The organism is Crocinitomicaceae bacterium, from assembly GCA_016708105.1.
In the GTDB taxonomy this organism is placed as follows: Bacteria; Bacteroidota; Bacteroidia; order Flavobacteriales_D; family Crocinitomicaceae; genus JADJGJ01.
The window spans coordinates 627377-647928 of the sequence record JADJGJ010000001.1; the positions used below are offsets into that span (position 1 = coordinate 627377).

At 35.7% G+C, this 20552-nt stretch carries 16 protein-coding genes; 12 read left to right on the forward strand and 4 right to left on the reverse strand.

Features of this window, described 5'->3' with window-relative positions; genetic code table 11:
* Positions 1-18 precede the first annotated feature (18 nt).
* Entirely contained in the window at positions 19-2820 is a 2802-nt protein-coding gene (locus IPH66_02610) for a DEAD/DEAH box helicase family protein (GenBank protein MBK7128243.1), read from the reverse strand.
* A gap of 98 nt (positions 2821-2918) precedes the next feature.
* Positions 2919-3077, reverse strand: a complete 159-nt coding sequence (locus IPH66_02615; protein MBK7128244.1) for a transposase — start codon at positions 3075-3077, stop codon at positions 2919-2921.
* Between the two features lie 144 nt (positions 3078-3221).
* On the opposite strand from IPH66_02615, the gene IPH66_02620 reads away from it, so the two are divergent.
* The 7 genes from IPH66_02620 (at position 3222) to IPH66_02650 (ending at position 10668) form a co-directional block, all read left to right on the forward strand.
* Positions 3222-4322, forward strand: coding sequence for a sensor histidine kinase (locus tag IPH66_02620; GenBank protein ID MBK7128245.1), 1101 nt, complete (start codon positions 3222-3224; stop codon positions 4320-4322).
* A 2-nt stretch (positions 4323-4324) separates the two neighbouring features.
* Positions 4325-5641, forward strand: a complete 1317-nt coding sequence (locus IPH66_02625) for a sigma-54-dependent Fis family transcriptional regulator (GenBank protein ID MBK7128246.1) — start codon at positions 4325-4327, stop codon at positions 5639-5641.
* 510 nt (positions 5642-6151) lie between these two features.
* Positions 6152-7426 carry a Glu/Leu/Phe/Val dehydrogenase gene (locus IPH66_02630; protein ID MBK7128247.1) on the forward strand — a complete coding sequence of 425 codons (1275 nt, stop codon included), beginning with the start codon at positions 6152-6154 and terminating at the stop codon, positions 7424-7426.
* Between the two features lie 2 nt (positions 7427-7428).
* Positions 7429-8547: an NAD(P) transhydrogenase subunit alpha gene (locus IPH66_02635; GenBank protein MBK7128248.1), complete on the forward strand. Its 1119-nt coding sequence runs from the start codon at positions 7429-7431 to the stop codon at positions 8545-8547.
* Between the two features lie 4 nt (positions 8548-8551).
* The gene (locus tag IPH66_02640; protein MBK7128249.1) at positions 8552-8866 is read left to right on the forward strand and encodes an NAD(P) transhydrogenase subunit alpha; all 315 of its coding nucleotides are present in this window, start codon (positions 8552-8554) and stop codon (positions 8864-8866) included.
* A gap of 2 nt (positions 8867-8868) precedes the next feature.
* The gene (locus IPH66_02645) at positions 8869-10266 is read left to right on the forward strand and encodes an NAD(P)(+) transhydrogenase (Re/Si-specific) subunit beta (GenBank protein MBK7128250.1); all 1398 of its coding nucleotides are present in this window, start codon (positions 8869-8871) and stop codon (positions 10264-10266) included.
* Positions 10267-10668: a GreA/GreB family elongation factor gene (locus IPH66_02650; GenBank protein ID MBK7128251.1), complete on the forward strand. Its 402-nt coding sequence runs from the start codon at positions 10267-10269 to the stop codon at positions 10666-10668.
* A 323-nt stretch (positions 10669-10991) separates the two neighbouring features.
* Here the strand turns inward: IPH66_02650 and IPH66_02655 are convergent, their stop codons facing one another.
* Complete coding sequence (locus tag IPH66_02655; protein ID MBK7128252.1) at positions 10992-11561, reverse strand: hypothetical protein; 570 nt, start codon at positions 11559-11561, stop codon at positions 10992-10994.
* A 504-nt stretch (positions 11562-12065) separates the two neighbouring features.
* Between IPH66_02655 and IPH66_02660 the strand changes: the two genes are divergently transcribed.
* The 4 genes from IPH66_02660 (at position 12066) to IPH66_02675 (ending at position 16194) form a co-directional block, all read left to right on the forward strand.
* Positions 12066-12647 (forward strand): RNA polymerase sigma factor, encoded by a 582-nt coding sequence (locus tag IPH66_02660; GenBank protein MBK7128253.1) that lies wholly within the window; start codon positions 12066-12068, stop codon positions 12645-12647.
* A complete protein-coding gene (locus tag IPH66_02665) occupies positions 12637-13623 on the forward strand; it encodes a hypothetical protein (protein ID MBK7128254.1) in 987 nt (328 codons plus the stop codon). The genes IPH66_02660 and IPH66_02665 overlap by 11 nt, the downstream gene beginning before the upstream one ends.
* 11 nt (positions 13624-13634) lie before the next feature.
* Entirely contained in the window at positions 13635-15062 is a 1428-nt protein-coding gene (locus tag IPH66_02670) for a beta-lactamase family protein (GenBank protein MBK7128255.1), read from the forward strand.
* A gap of 367 nt (positions 15063-15429) precedes the next feature.
* Positions 15430-16194 carry a hypothetical protein gene (locus IPH66_02675; GenBank protein MBK7128256.1) on the forward strand — a complete coding sequence of 255 codons (765 nt, stop codon included), beginning with the start codon at positions 15430-15432 and terminating at the stop codon, positions 16192-16194.
* Positions 16195-16243: 49 nt separating this feature from the next.
* Here the strand turns inward: IPH66_02675 and IPH66_02680 are convergent, their stop codons facing one another.
* Positions 16244-16432, reverse strand: a complete 189-nt coding sequence (locus IPH66_02680; protein ID MBK7128257.1) for a hypothetical protein — start codon at positions 16430-16432, stop codon at positions 16244-16246.
* A 517-nt stretch (positions 16433-16949) separates the two neighbouring features.
* Between IPH66_02680 and IPH66_02685 the strand changes: the two genes are divergently transcribed.
* Positions 16950-20552: a S8 family serine peptidase gene (locus IPH66_02685; protein MBK7128258.1), complete on the forward strand. Its 3603-nt coding sequence runs from the start codon at positions 16950-16952 to the stop codon at positions 20550-20552.

Consider the following 20552-nt stretch of genomic DNA (forward strand, 5'->3'; position numbering starts at 1 on the left):
CAGTTGTTGAATATCCTGTTATGCAGCAATTAATTTATCGGTTAATTTTAATATTTCTTCAATTTCGTTTGGTTTAAAAATTCCGCGAATACCTTCGGGGTGTAACATTGTAAAAGGTGATTCTATTAAGTTGCGCTTACTAAGTTCACCTTTATCTAAAATGTATTTTTTTAAAAGATCAAGAAATTGTAATTGACGCGCGGTTAAATAAGTATGTGTTTTTATAAATTCATTAAATGCAATAGACACCGTTTCGGGAAAAGTTTCTAAAACCTGAATTCCTAAAATGTGTTTGATGAACTGAACCAACTGCGCTTTTCGGTGGTGATAAACTCTGCGCAACAAATCAACTGTTATGTGTGGATGCTCATCGTGCAGGGCATCTGCCAATTGCTGTGATTCTTCCTTAGAAATGTCAAGACCTTGTTTTAATTTTTGAAGAATTAGATTTTCAGAAACCAATTCATTTATTTTTTGCTCAACCAATTCGCGATATTTTGCAATACTCAGAGCTTCATGTTGTGGGCCAAATTCAACAAACTCTTTGGCATAGACTTCATCTTTAAAATTAAATTTTGCGGGGCCAAGTAGCACAATTGTTTCCCTGAATTTCATTAAGGGGGAAAGTTTACTTGTTAATTCTTCAAATTTTTCTTCGGTAATAGTTGCCCAATAATTATTAGTTTGGCTTTTACGAATAATATCTTCTTCTTTAGCAACGCTATTTACAGACAAAGGCAATTCGCCGATCTCTTCAACAATACTTGATTTTAGTGCTTCAAATTTTTCTTTTTCATCAGATAAATGTGCCAATGAAACTTCTAAAATGTCTTTTTCAAAACGCATGGATTTGAAATCAACATCAGAGACCGTTCTGAATAAAGGTTTCACAACCATTCTTAAAAATTCCAATTTATCAGGCGTTAAAAGTGTCCAAAAATTTTCGTCATCGAGCCTCTGTAATTCGTGCTTGGCATCCAAAATCACAATTGAATTATTTGGAAGGGTAATGATTTGTTTTCTAAGTTTTGATATTTCAGATTCAACAAGCTCTGTTTTATTTAACTCTTGTGCTTTTTCAATTTTATCTAATCGTATTCCAAACAAACGAACAGGCAATGGAAGTGTAGTTTTAGATTCCTTACCACGAGGATTTAATTTGAAATATTCAAAATTATCCCAACAATCAAGAATTAAAAAATTGTCTTTGTGTGTACACCAAGGTTTTATTTTTTCAGGTTCCAGTAACCGAGTTCCGCGACCAATCATTTGCCAAAACTTAGTATAGGAATAAACAGGTTTTGCAAAAACTAAATTCACCAATTCTCTAACATCAATACCTGTATCTAACATGTCCACGCTAATTGCAACGCGTGGCATATCGTTGTTGGTGAACTGATGTAATAATCCTCCCTTGCCATAAACGCGAGGATCATCGCTCACTAAAACTTTTGCTAACTCGCCTTTGTATTCAGGATAAAACGCATCAAACAATTCTTCCATTCTGCGTGCGTGTTTCATTGTTGCACAAAAGAAAATAGTTTTTCCGGGCAATACACCATTCGCATCTTTAATCGATTCCTCCATAAACTCACGCACGATTAATGCGTTTGTTCCTTTGTTGATGACTTTTTTTTCAATCTCGGTTCCTTCGTAATTTATTTCTGAAACTTCTTTTCCGTCTAAAATTAAATCCTTTTGATCTTCTAAAGAAATGCTTCTCTTATTAATTCCTTCCTCTTGAAACTTAGTTTTAATTTTCATTACTTGAAAATTACTCAGGTAGGGTGGAATATTATTTACAGCCTCTTCATAAGAATATGCAAAAGTTGGAATACCCTCTTCGCATTCAAATAATTTAAACGTGTTGTGGTCAATTACATCTGTTGGCGTTGCCGTTAATCCTAATGTTATTGTATTGAAGTATTCTAAAATTTCTTGATACGTATTGTAAATACTTCGATGACTTTCATCAACAATAATCAAATCAAAAAAATGTGGACTCAACGATTTTTTTTCATCGCGAATTACATTCAGCATTGTTGGATAAGTCGAAACATAAATCCGTCTGTCCGTGGTAATATCCTTTTCACCCACTTTAGGCCATCTCGGTTCGTTAGGTAGATGCTCTTTAAAAGCTTCAAGAGTTTGATCGCGTAAAGCAATTCGATCTACTAAAAACAAAACCCGTTCAGCCCAACCTGCTCTCATTAACGCATCAACTAAGGCAATACAAGTTCTGGTTTTACCTGTACCCGTTGCCATTACAAGCAAGAATTTACGTCTGCGTTTTTCAACCGCTTCCATCACCGCACGAATTGATGCAATTTGATAATCGCGTCCGGCAATTTTTGTGTTTATTAATTCGCTCGCAAGTGCTTTTCGAGTATTACGAATATATTGATAGCGTTCTAAATCATCGCGTGTAGGAAATCCGTACACTTTTTTTGGAGGATAATTTCCTAAATCCCAAAAATAAATATCATGTCCATTTGTATAAAAACAGAAAGGTAATTCACCACCTTGCTCATTTTGAATATTTGTACAATATTGTTTCGCTTGTTCTTTTCCAATATTAGCATCAACAGCTGATTTTTTTGCTTCAACAACAGCTAATGGTTTTCCATCTTTACCCAATAAAACATAATCGCTGTATTGATGCCCTTCATACTTTGTACGAGGTTCACTCACACAATCCGGCAGAGGCACGTTTATATTAAACTCTACAAGAACTTGAGAGTGATCATTGACATTCCAACCCGCTACTAGCAAACGTTTGTCAATGATTTCTTGCCTTGTATGTGCTTCGTTTTTGCCCAATTGATTGATCGTGATTGAAATTTAATCATCCAAAATACTCAAAAAGAATGAAAATGTTGGTTTTTTTGGTAATCGAATCAAGAATTAACATGAGACTCTTAAATGGAATATTTTCTGCACAATTCTGCAACAGACATTTCTGCCCGCAAAGCTTCCATTACAATTGTGATTTTTTGTTCCGATGAAAAAACTGTTCTGGTTTTTCTTCGAATTTCTTTGATGTAATTCTCGGATGTTTGTTTCTTTTTTGTTTCCATGTTATTTAAATTTAATAATTTTTGGAAACACGCTCTTAACTTTAACTAATTTCAGTCCACATTATGCTGACGATTCACGGTGATTGAAGAAAAATTGGATACTCTCTAAAAACTCCTTAACTTTGAGGAAATATTACCCACTTTGTGACTGCACAATCAAAAAAAATAAAAGATCTTTCAAGACACTTACAAGAGCGCGTAAAAGAACTGACATGTTTATATGAGATTTCAAAAGCTGCTCAAAAAAGTGATAAGTCTTTAGATGAACTCATCGAAAATATTCTAAAAATTATTCCTAAAGGGTGGCAGTTTCCCGATGACTTAAATGTCTTCATTCGCATAGATGAACAAGAATATGGAAATCAGAAGACATTAACACTTCATCAAAAATCTGAGATACGAATTGACAACGAAATTCGCGGTGAGATAATAGTTTTTTATACAAAGAATTCCAAATCATCCAAATCATTTTTGAAAGAAGAACAGCAGTTGATTAATCAAATTGGGCTGGAGTTGTCTTCCATACTGGATAGATTTGAAAAACGTGAACTTGAAAAAATCATCACGCTAAAATTGCGTTACAGCGATCGTCTGAATGTATTGGGAGAGTTGACTGCAGGAATTGCGCATGAACTAAATACGCCTTTAGGAAATATTTTAGGATATGCCGAGTTACTCGAAAAAGCAGAATCAGATTCTGTCAGAAAATCTGACATTCAAAAAATAATTACGTCTGCAATTAATGCGCGTGAGATTGTAAAAAAACTCATGTACTTCTCCTGTGAAATGCCCAGTCAGTTTAAGCTGGTTAATCTGAATGATGTCATTATTGAATCCATGAATTTACTCCAGATTCAGCTTAATGAAAACAAGGTTCGTCTTGAATTGATACTTTCAAAACAAGTCCGCCCAATCAGGTTAGACTCTATTCAATTTTCTCAGGTACTATTTAATTTAGCTTTGAATGCAATCGCTGCTATGCCATCAGGTGGTGTTCTAAAAATCTCTACAAATGTCCGCAAAGAACTTGTCGTTCTTAAAATTAAAGATCATGGAATTGGAATGGACAAAAAAGATATAGTGAAAATTTTTCAACCATTTTATACCACAAAACCATCAGGTACAGGTCTAGGATTAGCTGTTGTTCATGGCATAATTCAAAGTCATCGAGGAACAATTAGTGTTGATTCAGAAAAAGGAAAAGGCACGGAATTTACAATCACGCTTGATCAAAATACGCTTTAATTATGCTGAACAGATTATCTGTTTTATTGGTTGATGATTCGCATGACATGCTGGAATTACTTCGGCGCAACATGACCGATATGGGCTTTAATGCTTTTGCTGCAAGCACAGTTGTAGATGCGATTGATGTATTAGAAAATACAGAAATTGATTTAGTTGTAACCGATTTAAACATGCCTCACATTGGTGGTATGCAATTGGTCAAATACATGTCACAGCATTTTTCTCAAATTCCGGTATTGGTTATTACAGGTTTTCCAGATGTTCGTAATGCCGTTGAAGTGATGAAGCTGGGCGCCATGGAGTATTTGATTAAACCATTTACGCAGGATGAGCTTCAAGCCTCCATTGAAAAAGTGCTTGGTGAAATTAAAGTTCCAGAAGCTAAAAATGAAGAAATCATTGAATCGTTTCATGGCATCATCGGACGATCTGAACCGATGCAAAAATTATATCACGCAATCGATAAAACAAAAAATAATCGCGCCACTGTTTTGATAACCGGTGAAAGCGGAACTGGAAAAGAAATGGTAGCAAGAGCCATTCATTACAACAGTGCATTTTCTGCTTCACCATTCGTTCCGGTTAATTGCGGTGCGATTCCTGATCAGTTGATCGAAAGTGAATTGTTTGGTCACATGAAAGGTGCATTTACCGGAGCTACAATTTCACGCGCTGGTTTTTTTCAAGCTGCCCAAGGCGGAACGTTATTTCTGGATGAAATCAGCAATGCTTCTCTTTCGATTCAAGCCAAATTATTGCGAGTTATTCAAGACAAAGAAATTACCATGTTGGGCGCAACCAAATCGCAAAAAATCGATGTTCGTTTAATCTCAGCGTCTAATGCGATGCTGGATGAGCAAATGAAGAAAGGCACGTTTCGTGAAGATTTATATTATCGTTTAAATGTCATCACCATTCATATTCCACCGCTGCGTAATCGTAAAGAAGATATTCCTTTATTGATTGATTATTTTACGAATCGCTATTGCAAAGAGTATGATAAAAAATTACTCAAAATTTCAAAACAAATTAAAGGAATTCTAAGCGCTTATACCTGGCCGGGAAATGTCCGTGAACTTGAAAATTTTATAAATCGCATGGTATTGATGAGTGATACGCAGATGAAAGTTGAAGACGTTCCTGTACACATGAAAATGAGCTCACCAAAAATCAACAAAGACGATTTGACAATGACATTAGCCGTGGCTGAAAAGCATTACATTATCAAAGTTCTGGAGTCTTGTGGCAATAATAAAACAAAGGCTGCGCAAACTTTAGGTATCGACCGCAAAACATTGCGCGAAAAACTAAAATAACAACTGATTCAAATCTACCCGGTGCGGGTAATTATTCCCCGTATTTTATCTTTATTTTTTTAAAGGAAAAGAAGTGCGATTTTTTTCCACTCTTCATCAAATCCTTTCATATCCTTATGTTTCGTTGTTTTGAGTAATCTCTAAATTGATTTGAAATCGTACTTGGCATAGCTCTTGAAAAAGAGGAATTACTATGATACAAGTAAGAACCAAAAAAACAACGACAATAGGCCTTCCATTTCCTGCAAACCTGATGGGTTTGTGTCCTGATTGCAATTATTCATCGAATTGCGTTCTCAAAACTCCTTTAACGGTTGTGTTTCAGTGTGAGGAATATGATTCCTCCTTACCAACCAAAGAAAAGAAAATGATACAGCATGCTGATTTACCTTATCCTTCCAACTTAATCGGCCTTTGCACCAATTGCGATCATGTCAAAACTTGCGTGCTTCGGCAACCCGAATCGGTCATCTTTAACTGTGAACATTATCAATAATCAAAATAAAAAAAATGGAAACAAAAACAAAAAAAACCGGAATGTATGAGAACGTTCAGGTGCAGTTTAACAAAGCTGCAAATGTTATGAAATTGGATGAGGGAGTTCGAAAAATTCTTTCCTCCACCAACAGTGAAATTGTTGTGCATTTTCCGGTAAAAATGGACAATGGAAAAACAGAAGTGTTCACCGGTTTTCGGGTACAACATAACAATGCATTGGGGCCTTACAAAGGCGGCTTGCGCTATCACCCAACACTTGACATTGATGCTGCACGTGCATTGGCCACATGGATGACCTGGAAAACAGCTTTGGCCGGACTTCCATATGGTGGAGGAAAAGGAGGAATCGAAATTGATCCTTCAAAATATTCATTAGCCGAATTGGAAAGAATCACACGAAGATTCACGTTTGCCCTTGGAGAAAATATCGGACCTGATATTGATATTCCAGCACCCGATGTAAATACCAACGCACAAACAATGGCATGGATTGCAGATACATTTGCTTCTACAAGACCACCATCAACCCGATTTACAAGCATGAGTGTTGTTACCGGAAAACCTGTTGGTTCAGGCGGGCTTGAAGGAAGAGATCGTGCAACCGGATTTGGGGTTGTTGCAACAATAAAATCATGGGCTGTCACAAAAGACACTGACCTGAAAAACAAAAAATACATTGTTCAGGGATTTGGAAATGTTGGTTACTGGGCTGCACATTTCTTAAAAGAATTAGGAGCAGAATTAATTGCGGTGCAAGATGCCAGTGGAACTATTTACAACGATAAAGGAATTGATCCGGAAGATTTATTAAAGCACTGTTCCAACAATAAAGGAAACATTGCAGGATATAAAAAGGCTGATTCTTTTCATGACTCAGAGTTTTTTGCAATTCCATGTCACATTATAATTCCGGCCGCGTTGGGAAATCAAATTACAGAAGCAAATGCATACCGCATAAAAACATTATTAATTGCTGAAGGAGCTAATGGTCCAACGGATACAGTAGCAGAAGAAATTTTACTGAGCAAGGGCATCGATATCATTCCAGATATTCTTTGCAATTCAGGAGGAGTAATTGGAAGTTACTATGAGTGGCTGCAGAACAGACGCGCTGAAATATGGAAGATTGAAAAAGTGTTGCCATTGATTCAGGAAAAAATTGACACTGCGTTTAAGGAAACTGTAGCTGCTGCAAAAAAACACAAAACCGATTGGAGAACAGGAGCGTATGTTGTGGCACTGGAACGAATTGAGCGCACTTATAAACAACGTGGGGTGTTTCCATAACGATGAAAAAAATAGGATTGATAAACAAAAATCAACACAACAAAATTGTTGTACTGATTCCAAAACATGTTGCATTGCTAAAACACCACGCGCTTTTTTTTATTGAGTCAGGATCTGGTTTAGCTGCTGGTTTTAGAGACGAAGAATATGAAGATGCCGGCGCCGTGATATTGCATTCGAGCAAGGAAGTCCTTATGGTTTCAGATATCATTTTATGTTTTGATGAGTTGCCTGAAATATCACAGGTGGATGACAAAAAAACAATGATTACTTTTTTAAATGTGCTTTATGATTTTAAACCTCTCGCCTCTCTTACCGGAAAAAAAATAGACCTCTATAGTTTGGATTTGATGCCACGGACAACACTTGCACAGTCGATGGATATTTTGTCTTCGGTGGCTTCGATTTCAGGATACCAAGCAGTACTCATTGCGGCTGAAATGTTACCGTCTTGTCTGCCAATGATTACCAGCGCTGGCGGAACATTACGTCCTGCTAGATTTTTAATTCTTGGAAGTGGAGTTGCCGGTTTACGGGCCATTGCAACAGCAAAACGAATGGGTGCGGTCGTAAAAGCATTTGATGTTAGACGTGCGTCCAAAACAGAAGTGGAAAGTTTGGGCGCAGAGTTCATTGAAATTGATGGCGCTACCGAAAATAAAAATTCAGGAGGTTATGCTGTTGAACAAACGCAAGATTATCTGGACAAAATTGAAAAAGTAATTCACAATGAAGCAATTCAAGCTGATGCAATTATAACAACAGCAAAAATTCCGGGCAAACAAGCACCCTTATTATTGAAAGAATATTCAGTAAAACAAATGAAATCTGGATCTGTAATTGTGGACCTTGCGGCTGAGACAGGCGGTAATTGTGAACTTACAAAAAAGGATGAAATCCATGTTCAACATGAGGTAACTCTTGTAGGAATTTCTTCCATCATTTCGCGTTGTTCCAAATCAGCATCCATACTTATTTCCGGAAATTATTTTGCCTTCATCAGTCACTTTTTAGCCAATCCAAATCTTGCTGGGAAAGATGAAATATTAAATCAAACAAAGGTCATCGAAGACGGACTTCTGATCAATCAAAAACTTGTTCAACTAATCAATCAATATTAATTTAATGACAGAGTCTCTCATACTGACCCAAATTGATGGTTTATACATTGTTGTTTTCAGCTTACTGCTGGGAATTGAAGTAATCAAAAATGTACCTGCGGTTTTGCACACACCACTCATGTCAGGTGCAAACGCCATCAGTGGAATTATTGTAATTGGCGCAACCATTCATCTTCTTAACGCAGCTGAAGATGACTACTGGAATTTAGGGTTATCTGCCTTGGCCGTTTTATTAGGAACCGTAAATATTGCCGGCGGATTTTTTATCACGCATCGAATGCTAAGCATGTTTTCAAAACCAAAAAAAAATAAAATTTAATCATGACGTTACTCATCAATATTTTTTTTTTACTCGCATCTGTCGGCTTGATTTTAGGAATAAAATTAATGGGGAATCCAATCCGTGCAAAAATTGGTAATGCTGTTGCTTTGCTTGCCATGTTTATTGCTATTGTAGCGACAGACATTTTGTTGATTCAGGATTCTTATAAAACAACTAATTTAATTTTACTAATATCTACTATTTCTGCGGGAACACTGATAGGATATTATTTTTCATACCGTGTTGAAATGACTGCTATGCCACAACTGGTATCGCTTTTCAATGCATTTGGTGGAGCCTGTGCAGTAATTATTGGTTTCAATGAAGCACTAAACTATTATCACGAACCGAATATAATTTCTGCACTCGTTCTAATTTCAGGTGTTGTGTTAGGGGGTGTTTCTTTCTCCGGAAGTATCGTTGCTATGTATAAACTTTCCGGAAAAATCAGTCATGTAAATGGCGGACTCTATCGTTATGTTTCAAAGATATTATTAGTTGTGATGTTGTTGTTCACATTGAATCAGTTTTCAAATTCGAATGGCTCACTGAGCTTGCCCTTTTTCGTCATCCTGATTTCAGTACTTGCATTGGCTTATGGTGTTTCATTTACCATGCCTATTGGTGGTGCTGATATGCCAGTAATGATTTCTTTTTTAAATGCCATAACAGGAGTTGCTACTGCATTCTCTGGTATAATTTTTGACAACCCGGTGATGTTGATTGGTGGCATCATTGTAGGTTCCACAGGCATGCTCCTCACATTTAAAATGTGTAAAGCAATGAACCGATCGCTGAAGAATGTATTAGCAGGAAAAACAAAATCAGGCAATACAATTGGTGGAAGTAAATCAGATCATCAAGCGGATATCAAAACAATCACCTCGGTCGAAGTTGCATCCATGCTTGCATTCTCAAAACGTGTAGCTATTATTCCAGGTTTTGGAATGGCTGTTTCTCAAGCGCAACAAGCGTGTTATGAAGTACACAAAAAACTGGAGTCAAATGGTGTGCAAGTGAAATACATCATTCATCCGGTTGCAGGCAGAATGCCGGGACACATGAACGTGTTGCTTGCAGAGGCCAACATTGATTACCGCCACATTTTGGAAATGGATGAAGTAAATCAGAGTATGGATCAATTTGATCTGGCTATTATTATTGGTGCAAATGACGTTGTGAATCCCGCAGCAGAAGACGACGAGAATAGTTTAATTTTTGGAATGCCAATCATCAAAGCATACAAGGCAAAACAAGTGGTGGTGATGAAAAGAGGAATGTCAAGTGGTTACTCCGGCGAAACAAATACATTGTTTGAAAGAGGTAATTGCAAATTATTATTCGGAGATGCCAAAGATAGTTTAACGCATATTCTGGAAGAACTAAAAAAAATATAAATGAAAATCATGGAAGAGTCAGTGCTTATTGTGTCAAAGGAAGAATTACCGATTATAAAAAGGTTAATCGAAAAATATCCGGCTACCGATATTATTGAAAAACGTGGAAGACAAAAATTATACCGAGAGCTAAAGCTTGCTGAATTAAAATCAAACGATGAAATGCCAGCGGAAGTTGTTCGCCTAAACAGTATTGTTTCTGTTCAAACTTCGTTCGGAAGAAAAGACGGATTAAAAATTGTACTCCCTCAAGAAAGCAATTTGCAAAAGAAAAAATTATCTGTGATGTCATCTATGGGCACGGCCCTATATGGTTATGCTGAGGGAAGCAAAGTTTTATGGAACTTACCCAACGGTGAAGAATTTATAGTAATTGAACGAGTTATTAACGATAAAGAGTAAAATTGTTTTTACCTTTTTTTTAAACATGATTTGAATTGTTTTCGGTCTTGATATGCTGACAGGCAACAAAACGTGATACTTTTTTCAGACTGAAAATAGAATTTATTGAATCATCGAAAGCAAGAGGTAACCAAATCCGTTTCGGGAAAACCGGAACGGATTTTTTTGTAGTCTTTGAATCAAGACAATGTGAATTTACAATCAATTATACCTTTAGCCGAATTGCTATTTGCAGGTAAAACAGGTATTAAAACTACCGAGATTTATACTTATTTAATCCGAAATGCATTTTTGCGTGCTGCTGTTTAAGGTTGAGTTATAGACTAGTTAAACCTAAATGTATAACTCACCGCTGGCAAAATCGGAAACAAACTCAACTGAAACAATTTAATATTCGAATCAACCGATTTGTAATATAAAAAGAATGGATTTAACTTATTGTACACATTATAAATTCCAAACTGCCAACTTCTCAGTCCTCTTGGTTTTTCTTTTTTTAGGGTGATTCCAAAATCTAAACGATGATAAGCAGGTAAACGATACGCGTTCTTTCCATTATAAATATGAGCTTGAAAAGTATTATCCGCAATCAAACTTTGAGAATAATTAGCCCAGTTAAATCCAGCCACTACAAGATCATATTTACCTTGCGCTAATGTGATTGGATTTCCTGTTCCAAAAACCCACGTTGCCGACAAGGAAATGTTTTCATTGATATCGTAGGTTGCAACGACAGATAAATTATGTCGTCTGTCATATTTAAAATAAAAAGGGTCGCCATTATTTATTTCATCAAATTGTCTAGTATTTGTAGAAAGCGTATATGCAATCCAACCTTTTAATTTGCCTTTTGTTTTTTGTAATAAGACCTCAACACCTTTTATATCTACCAAAGAAATTGCAAAGAAGATGCATAAATCCGAGCGCACGTTGATATCAGGAGAAAGCTTTAATCAATAACTAAAACTTAAATCCTCCCCGACTGACCAGAAGAAGACTCCTGTATACGGGCATCTTGTTTCAACCTTCCAAATTTATAGAAAATTCCAATTTTGAAAGAAGTAAAGACGCTCTGAGCCGTGGCCACACTTTCATAATTACTGCCTGTTTGTATAGTTAAAACCCTTGGGGGTATAATATCTGACACTTCTAAAAATACCCTTAGATTATTGTTGAACATTTTCTTCGTTACTTTAACGGTCCATCTGGCCCTGGTGTTATGTGTGGTTGCATAATCACCAAGTTTAAAAATTCCCAATTGATTGGTAATCGTGATATTTCCCTTTAAATGGAAATTAATTATCACTGAAGAATGCCAGAAAATGTGAAATTCATCTGAATTCATGCAACCTTTGAAATTATTGTCGTATTTATGGTAGAGTTTACCTAAACACAGAATGACTGACACTACCAAATACACTGATACTAACCATTTAGTGGTTACCCGATGTAAAAAGGGCGAAAAAAAAGCCTATAAGGAGTTGTATGGTTTATACTCGAAAGCAATGTTTAATGTCTCTCTTCGGATTCTAAATAATAACGAAGAAGCAAAAGATGTGTTACAAGATTCGTTCACAAAGGCTTTCCAGAAAATTGCAAGTTTTGATGAAAAACATTCATTCGGAGTATGGTTAAAACGAATCACAATTAATAGCTCACTTGACGTCCTAAAAAAGCGAAAACTAAATTTTATTTCTCTTGAAGATGAACATTACATGGCATCTGAAATAATTGATGATGAAAACGCAGATGAAGATGATGAGGCGATCTATGATGTCGAAACAATAAGAGATTGCGTTTTAAAGTTACCCGACGGATATAGAACCGTGCTTTCTCTTTACTTATTTGAAGAATATAGTCATAGAGAAATTGCAGAATTTCTTAACATCAGCGAAGGCACTTCCAAATCGCAGTATAACCGAGCAAAGAAAAAACTGATTGACCTGATAAAACTTAATACTATTTCTGATGGAAGATAAACTAAAATTATTTGTTCATGCGCACAGGGAAGAGTTTAATAATATTGAACCTCCTACCCATTTGTGGAGCACGATTGAAGCTGGGATAAAAATAAAAAATGCACACTGGTTAAAAAGTAATTTGGCTTTAAAACTTTTATATTTCAGTTTCAGTGCCTCCTTGATTGCAATCCTGATATATTATGTCTCGACTAAAACAAATCAGGAAAATATAGATTTGAGTGGAGATAAAAACATTGTTACGACAGTGGTTGTAGACACATCCAAATTGCGTAATGATGAAGAGAATAATAAAAACAAAAATGAAAAGCAAGATACTCCGTTCATAGCAAGTAATCAAATAATAAAGGAACATGAGTTAATCCGAGTTAAGGTCGATTCTTCCAAAACGAAAGTGAACATCAATAATTCTCCTTTTATTCAATCAGAAGATAAGATTGTCAATACGATCGATACTAATGGAAGCACAAACCTCATCACAAATAGCGGGATCGATTCAATCCCTTTAAATATGGGAAGTATGCCTGTTACTTCCAAACGGAATAACTTTGATAAAACTATCAGACCCAACTGCAGACTTTGGGAAACTCCAGATTATTGTAACGTTCCTGATTCATTAAAACTTCCTGTTTCTATAAATTTTAAAGGCACAATTATCGATTTAAATTGTAACAAAGTTGGATTGAATACGAATGTAAAAGCGGTTTGGCTGACTCTAAATGTAGATAAAAGAACCATCTTCTCATTGGAAAATGACTTTAAAAACATACGGTTAATAAAAAAGAATGGTGAAGAAATGGTTCCGGTTGCGATGTCAGGTTTTATTACGAAATCAGGCTATATGTCAAGTTACAAAGGGAATGAGTTCTTTGTTCATTTTGACAACAGGCTCGATTTAATAATTTTCTTTCCGGGTGCTGAAATTGGCGACATAATACACATAGACAATTTTGTTGAAGCAGAAATCCGGAAGTAAACAAAAATAACATGAAAAATATTCTAATTATCCTGTGCATCATTGCAGATCATTGCTGTTTATCCCAAGATACGGATCAAAATAATTTCGCTAATCGGGTGGATGAATATATGCAAGCGCAATCCAATATCAATAATTTTAGCGGGGCAATATTAATTGCGAAAAACGATAGTATCCTTTTTAAGGGAGGGTATGGTATTGCTGACAGAGAATGGAATGTTCCAAATACGGCTGAAACAAAATTTCGTATTGCCTCAAACACAAAACAATTTACCGCTGCTTGTATCCTTCAATTAGAAGAGCAAGGCAAATTAAGTCTGAACGATACTCTCGGTAAATATTTTTCCGGTTTTGAATATGGCAATACTGTAACGATTCATATGCTTCTTACTCACTCTTCCGGGATTCAAGATTATTTTCAATTTAAAGAATTTGATCTTAAACCTGCTGTGATTTCCAAAGATTCTATGGTTTCCCTCTTAAAAAACAAGCTCTTTAATTTTTTACCCGGTACTGATTTAAATTATAGTAATTCGAACTACTTTTTGTTGGGAATGATTATTGAAAAAGTTTCAGGGGAGAGTTTTGAAAACTATTTAAATAAACATATTTTAAAAATTGCGGATATGCACAATACAGGTATAGATTGCTATGATACTATTTTATTAAATAGAGCTAAAGGATATAAAATTTCATCCAATGAATATTCAAATGCTTTTGACCAGAATTATACATGGGATTTGATGTTTGCTGTTGGCTCAATGTATTCCACTGTAGAAGATATTTATCATTGGGATATAGCATTAAGGGGAAATGACATTTTGAGTGAAGCATCAAAAAATAAAATGTACTATCCTTATGGGTTTTCCATTGCCAATGAGAAAAAAAAAGCTGACCCATCCAATACAATGCCTCAAAGTATAGACCCATTATGGTATCATTTGGGTTATGGTGTATGGGTTGACACATTTATGACTCATAAACGAGTATTCTCCAGAGGAGGAACTTCCGGCTTCCATTCGACAATTTACAGGTTTGTTGATGAGAATATAATTGTAATCGTGTTACAGAATAATGAAGAGAATCCTGATAAGATAGCTGAACCCTTGTCTGCTCTTGTGTTTGGTAAAGACGTAGTTATTCCATATAAACACATTCCCTATGAAATTGATCCAAATAAACTTAAAAAATATACTGGAAAATGGGTTGGAAATATTTATGATGAAAAATGGGAAATTGAACTAATGATTATGAACAACAAGTTTTTTAGAAGAATTGAAGGCTATCCGGATTTGGAATTAATACCTGAATCCGATACAAAATTCTTTTATGCCGACGGACAAGATAAAGTATTTGAATTTATCGAAAATGGGGAAAAGGAAATAGAACAGGCTTGGTTCACAGTTAATGGTATTAGGTTTGTGTTAAATAAAATCTAACAGAAGAGTGCTCGTATTAAATGAAAAGAGAATTCTTCATGAAAAACTACAACAAATAATCTATTATCGCTTATCTCACCTTCAAAATAAGCGAGACCACATCAACTCTTCAATAAATATTGAATATCCTCTACTAGATTTAAGTTCGATATTTGACCTAAAACGGGTACAATGCCTCATAATACCGTTTAGAACCTCTAAACGGTATTATTTTTGGTTTTGTTGTTAAAAAATATCCCCACAGATGAAGTAATTTATTTTCATTGAATAATCTTCAGATAGAAGGAAATCTTATCTTTAGAAAATGGTTTTGTCTTCTCTTTTAATTTTCTTAAGTACTGCACAACCAACTCAACATGGTTTTGCAATGTCTGATTCTTTAATACTGTGCACAACACTGCATTTTTCCTATTCTGAAACTGGAAAATTGATGGAACTTGAACAGAGAAATAATGAAGGTGACGCTGTCAGAAACACGATTTATTATTACAATGAAAATGACAATTTTGAAGGTCATGCCGTTTTATACGACGGAGTCATGTATGAATACTCTGAATTAAAATACAATGAATTGGGACTTTGTTTGAGTAAAAACATTTACGATAAATACTATGATATAAAGGATACGATAGTTTTCAAGTACAACAATAAAAATCAACTAGTTGAAGAAAGTCAATATTTAGACATCTTCAATTCATGGTATGGGACTTATTTTAGGTATGATGAGGCTGGAAATAGAACTCACATTATCAAGGGTTCAAATGTTGATAGTTCCGAATATGATTCATACATCCGTTTTGATTACGGAACAAAAAATGAATTGGTAAAAGAGACTCAGTATAAGCGCATAAACAATAGCCTTGTTTTAGATTTGTATCGAGTGCATGACTATGATGAGAATGGGTACAATATTAAAACTACAACTTATTTTGAAGATGGTACGATTGGAATGGAGTTGTTCATGAAGTATAATGTACAAGGGAAGGTTATTGAAATTGTACAATTAATGGAGCAAAGCTATGTAAGAGAAAAGCGGCTTAATTTTTATAATGAAAATGGCCAACTGATTGAATCGCAAATATTCAATGATGAATGTCAAAGTAAACATGCCTTTTGGGTTTATGATGAGTAAATTGTTATTCAGCGCTAGTTTGGTTTTTATGAGTTGCAAAATGAACTGCCTAAATATTTCTATAGTTTAAAATAATTTTCACTTGTTTGATGGTATAGTAATGACCATAGCGTTCTCCTAGTTCTTCACGGAACGCATCCATCCATGTGTTAAGAGTGCGTCCTGTTGTACCATACATGGCAGCCAGTTGCTTGTGTGTGTATGGCTTAATGTCCAAATCATTATTCTCGAATTCCATATCATCATCGTTTTGAGTAGTTAGTAATTGTATCTTTCTAAAAATTCTTTTTCATGTTTTGGTATGACGTTTCATAACGAATATAAATTACACTTGTTACAAAAAGTAACCCTTAAAAAAACTTAACGGTGCGGAATTATTATTCGCAATCAAGTCACAGATATGTGTGATTACATCATTGATTTTTTCTTTGATTGATTTGAAAACATCATAGCGTAAAAAACTACTTTGGCACGTCGGAAAACCGACATCTTTTTTTGAAATAATTGTCGGATATCCGACATGAAAACAAGGGTGAAATGTCGGTTATCCGACACGATGAAAATTCTGAAATAAAATATTGTAAATAAATTTCGGATGCACAAAAAAAAATGATGGTGAATTTAAACGGTTTATGAAAACGAGGATTAAGAATACTTCATGTTGACTGTGATTTCACTCATACTTCTTAAAAGTAAAATGAATTAAGTTCGCTCGAGTTGAATTTTATTCAGTTTCATTTAACCTAAAATTACTTATGAAAAAAATTAGCCAACTGATTCTTGGTTTTGGGGTCATGCTTTTTTGTTCTCCAAATTTAAATTCCCAAACCATTTATGCAAACAGAGAATGGGTTAGAGAGACGCCTGCTGTTGGAACAGGTATTTATCACACTTCAACAATTGTTGTTTCTGGTAAAGTTTATGTGACAGGGAATATTATTAATAGCAGTGGAAACACAGACATATATACCATCAAGTTGGATTCAAACGGCGACACTTTGTGGTCTAAGACCTATAACGGATCGGCAACTGGTTCAATGGACTATGGTATTGAATTGCAAACATCAAGTGATGGATATTTGTATGTAATTGGTGCAGCACAAAATTCTAGTTCTGGATATGATTATTGCCTGATTAAATACAGCCAATTGAACGGAACACAAGTTTGGGTTAGAAATTGGAATGGAGTTGGAAATGGAGATGACATTCCATCCGCAATGAAAGTTGATGGATCATCAGCTATTTATGTGACTGGAGGCAGTGAAGCAACCAATGGTTTTTCTGATTACGGTACAATAAAGGTGAGTAACTTAAATGTGTTGAATTGGGCTAAATATTATAACTACAACGGGTTACATGATGGGGCAACAACGATTTCAACAAATCTTACTGATGTCATAGTATCAGGAGGATCAGCTTCTGCAAGCAATGATTGGGATATTGCTACAATAAAATACAGTAAATTTTCAGGGAGTTCTGGAACACCATCAAGAACCAACATTCCTGGTGCAACTATGGTAGCTGCAAATGCCATGATTACAGATTCTTTGAATAATATTTACATTACAGGTTATGCAGAAGTTTCTGGGAATAAGAACATTCAAACTATTAAATTAGACTCAAACCTTACTTTAAAATGGATTACTGATTATGAAGAAAATGGTGATGACGTTGCAAGTGATATTGGAATAGACGGCAACAGTAACGTGTACATTACTGGTTATACTGAGGTCAGTGTAAACAAATATCAAGGAATTACCATCAAATATCAGGATGATGGTGACACACTCTGGACACAATTTTACGGTAACACAGTTACAGAAGATGGAGTTCAATTTAGAAAATTAGCTGTTGATTCAGATGGAGAAGTTTACCTCACGGGTTCGGTTTTGAATGGTGGTTCAACAGCCTTTGCGTTTGTAAAATACGACACAGATGGTAACAAAAAAGTTAGCCGTGATTATGAAGCTGATTCTCTGAATGATGATGGTTTCGACATTGTTGTTGATGCTGATTCAGTATATATCACGGGCTTCACCGAGACGATATCGGGTCAAACTATGACAACTCTCAAATTCGTTCTCAAAGAAAAGGATAATACACTTGAGCTTGATTCTATTTCCGGCACTCCATTATTTGTGCAAAGAGATTTGATTGTAAATGTTGATAGTGAATTTATCGACGAGAATCAAATTAATGATCTTGAAAAATACTACTGGAGTTTAGGAGAAATTTTTGATTCAGGTTTCGTAACTAATTTAGAGCGTGAATTGGAGATAGTTTGTGATAATGATCATTGTCCAATCACTGTGTATCGAATCTTTACAGATATGAGGACTACTGATACTATAAGTATCACAAGATTAGGTGATACGATTTCAATTCCCCAATTTTGGTCTACATTCGTTTTCGAGTTCCCAGATGGAATTGATGTTACAGCCGCATCGAATGCAATTGTTTCAATGTATCCCGATATTGAATATTCAACTTACAACTTGATTGGTCGACTGAATGATGTTCCAAATGATACTATGTATGCAGAGGAGCAAATAGGACTTCACACAGATCCAACTCCAACGTTCCCAGATTTTCATATTGATGCTGAGACAGCATGGGAATACGAAACAGGAAAACGATACATTAAGATAGGTGTAATGGACGGGCCAGTTTATTGGGAACATGAAGATTTTGGAGGTGATGATGAATCAACAACCAAAGTAAATGGTTGGGACTACTGTGCTATTCCGACTGTAAGTATTTACGCATCTCCAACAAATTTTATAAAACATCATAGTACGTCAGTTTGCGGCACAATAGGTGCAATTCGCAACAATGAAATAGGAATAGCCGGAATAGCCGGAGGTAGTTATTTGAACGGAGCTAATCTCGACAGCTCTGGTTGTGCGTTGCTCGCAATGGATATTTGCGGACATTCTGATACCGTAGTTATCCTCAGTCACAGTGCGAATGCTGTATACAACTCTGTCGTTTATGTGCCGGGTAGCGACAACAACTACGGCATTCACATAATGAATAATAGTTGGGCTGTCGGAAACCAGCCATATATCAGTCCTGTTAATCCTTGGTTTCTTGATACAAATATTGTTCTACTCAGGGAGTGCTATCATTTTGCAAATCGAAATGGTGTGGTGGTAACAGCTTCAAGAGGAAATTCTGGATATATGCAAGATGCAGGCACGTATCATTACAATTACCCTGGTACATTGGATGATGACTGGATTATTTGTGTCGGTGGTGTAGGAACGGACGGCAATTATCATGATGATAATGTTTCCCCAGAAGGCGGGTTCAAGACCTCAAGAGGCCCAGAAATTGATGTGTCTGGATTTTCGGCGGCTTCACATAACTGGACAACACAGGATTATAATGGATACAACACTTTTGTCGCTACTTCTGCTGCAACACCTTTCGCTACTGGTATTGCAGGTTTATTATTAAGTTATCTGAATTCAGAAACAGCAGACTATAATAATCTTGCTCCAGAAGATGTAGAATACATACTACAAATGACAGCATTGGACTGCGATACAATAACCAATCCTGGACCGGATACACTGACAGGTTACGGTCTTGTACAGGCCGGAGCGGCCATGATGCAAGTTGATAAAGACAAATATTCACTCGATCATTTTGGAACAGATGCCTTTCCTAACTCAACGACTTTTGCTTTATATTCTTCTAATGATACTGTAACACTATCTGAAAGATACCAAAATGTAGCAGGCGATTGGTTTTTGCCAAATACTGACTATGTTGTGGATACTTACGAAATTACCTCAATTTCAGGTCACATTGTTAATTTTAATGAGGAGATTATTGCGGCTTGGCCGAGACCAAGCTCTTCAAATGTGTTTATGATTTATGACGTTAACAATGTTGTTATGCCACGTGAACGAATAATTCTTGATTCAGTTGATAACTCATACGGCTATATGCGTGGATACATTTATTTTGTCAGTGATACGCTTGGGAACCCTCTTGGATGGTGGCCGATTGATACGTTAGCAGATTTCGATCTTACCTATTCAATTTTGAAATCTGACACAACTGTTTTCTTAAATAACGAAGAGGTGAGTCAAGGTATTTCAATCAATGTTTTTCCGAATCCATCGTCTCAAACTCAGACCTTGATATTAGAACTGGATCAACCTATTAACGGTGAAATTCGTCTTTTAGATATAAATGGCCGTGTAGTTCAAACAATTTATAGTGGTAATTTTGAACAAGGGCAAAACCAATTTGATGTGGATGTCAGCAATTTGCCAAAAGGAGTTTATGTCTACTCAATAAGATTTGCAGATGGAAACGGACACTTCCGCCGGATTATTAAAACGTGA

Excerpts from the sequence above, each read along its gene's own strand:
- IPH66_02615 (MBK7128244.1), bottom strand. The coding sequence starts at position 3,077 with ATGGAAACAAAAAAGAAACAAACATCCGAGAATTACATCAAAGAAATT.
- IPH66_02625 (MBK7128246.1), top strand. The coding sequence starts at position 4,325 with ATGCTGAACAGATTATCTGTTTTATTGGTTGATGATTCGCATGACATG.
- IPH66_02630 (MBK7128247.1), top strand. The coding sequence starts at position 6,152 with ATGGAAACAAAAACAAAAAAAACCGGAATGTATGAGAACGTTCAGGTG.
- IPH66_02635 (MBK7128248.1), top strand. The coding sequence starts at position 7,429 with ATGAAAAAAATAGGATTGATAAACAAAAATCAACACAACAAAATTGTT.
- IPH66_02640 (MBK7128249.1), top strand. The coding sequence starts at position 8,552 with ATGACAGAGTCTCTCATACTGACCCAAATTGATGGTTTATACATTGTT.
- IPH66_02645 (MBK7128250.1), top strand. The coding sequence starts at position 8,869 with ATGACGTTACTCATCAATATTTTTTTTTTACTCGCATCTGTCGGCTTG.
- IPH66_02650 (MBK7128251.1), top strand. The coding sequence starts at position 10,267 with ATGAAAATCATGGAAGAGTCAGTGCTTATTGTGTCAAAGGAAGAATTA.
- IPH66_02660 (MBK7128253.1), top strand. The coding sequence starts at position 12,066 with ATGACTGACACTACCAAATACACTGATACTAACCATTTAGTGGTTACC.
- IPH66_02665 (MBK7128254.1), top strand. The coding sequence starts at position 12,637 with ATGGAAGATAAACTAAAATTATTTGTTCATGCGCACAGGGAAGAGTTT.
- IPH66_02670 (MBK7128255.1), top strand. The coding sequence starts at position 13,635 with ATGAAAAATATTCTAATTATCCTGTGCATCATTGCAGATCATTGCTGT.
- IPH66_02675 (MBK7128256.1), top strand. The coding sequence starts at position 15,430 with ATGTCTGATTCTTTAATACTGTGCACAACACTGCATTTTTCCTATTCT.
- IPH66_02680 (MBK7128257.1), bottom strand. The coding sequence starts at position 16,432 with ATGGAATTCGAGAATAATGATTTGGACATTAAGCCATACACACACAAG.
- IPH66_02685 (MBK7128258.1), top strand. The coding sequence starts at position 16,950 with ATGAAAAAAATTAGCCAACTGATTCTTGGTTTTGGGGTCATGCTTTTT.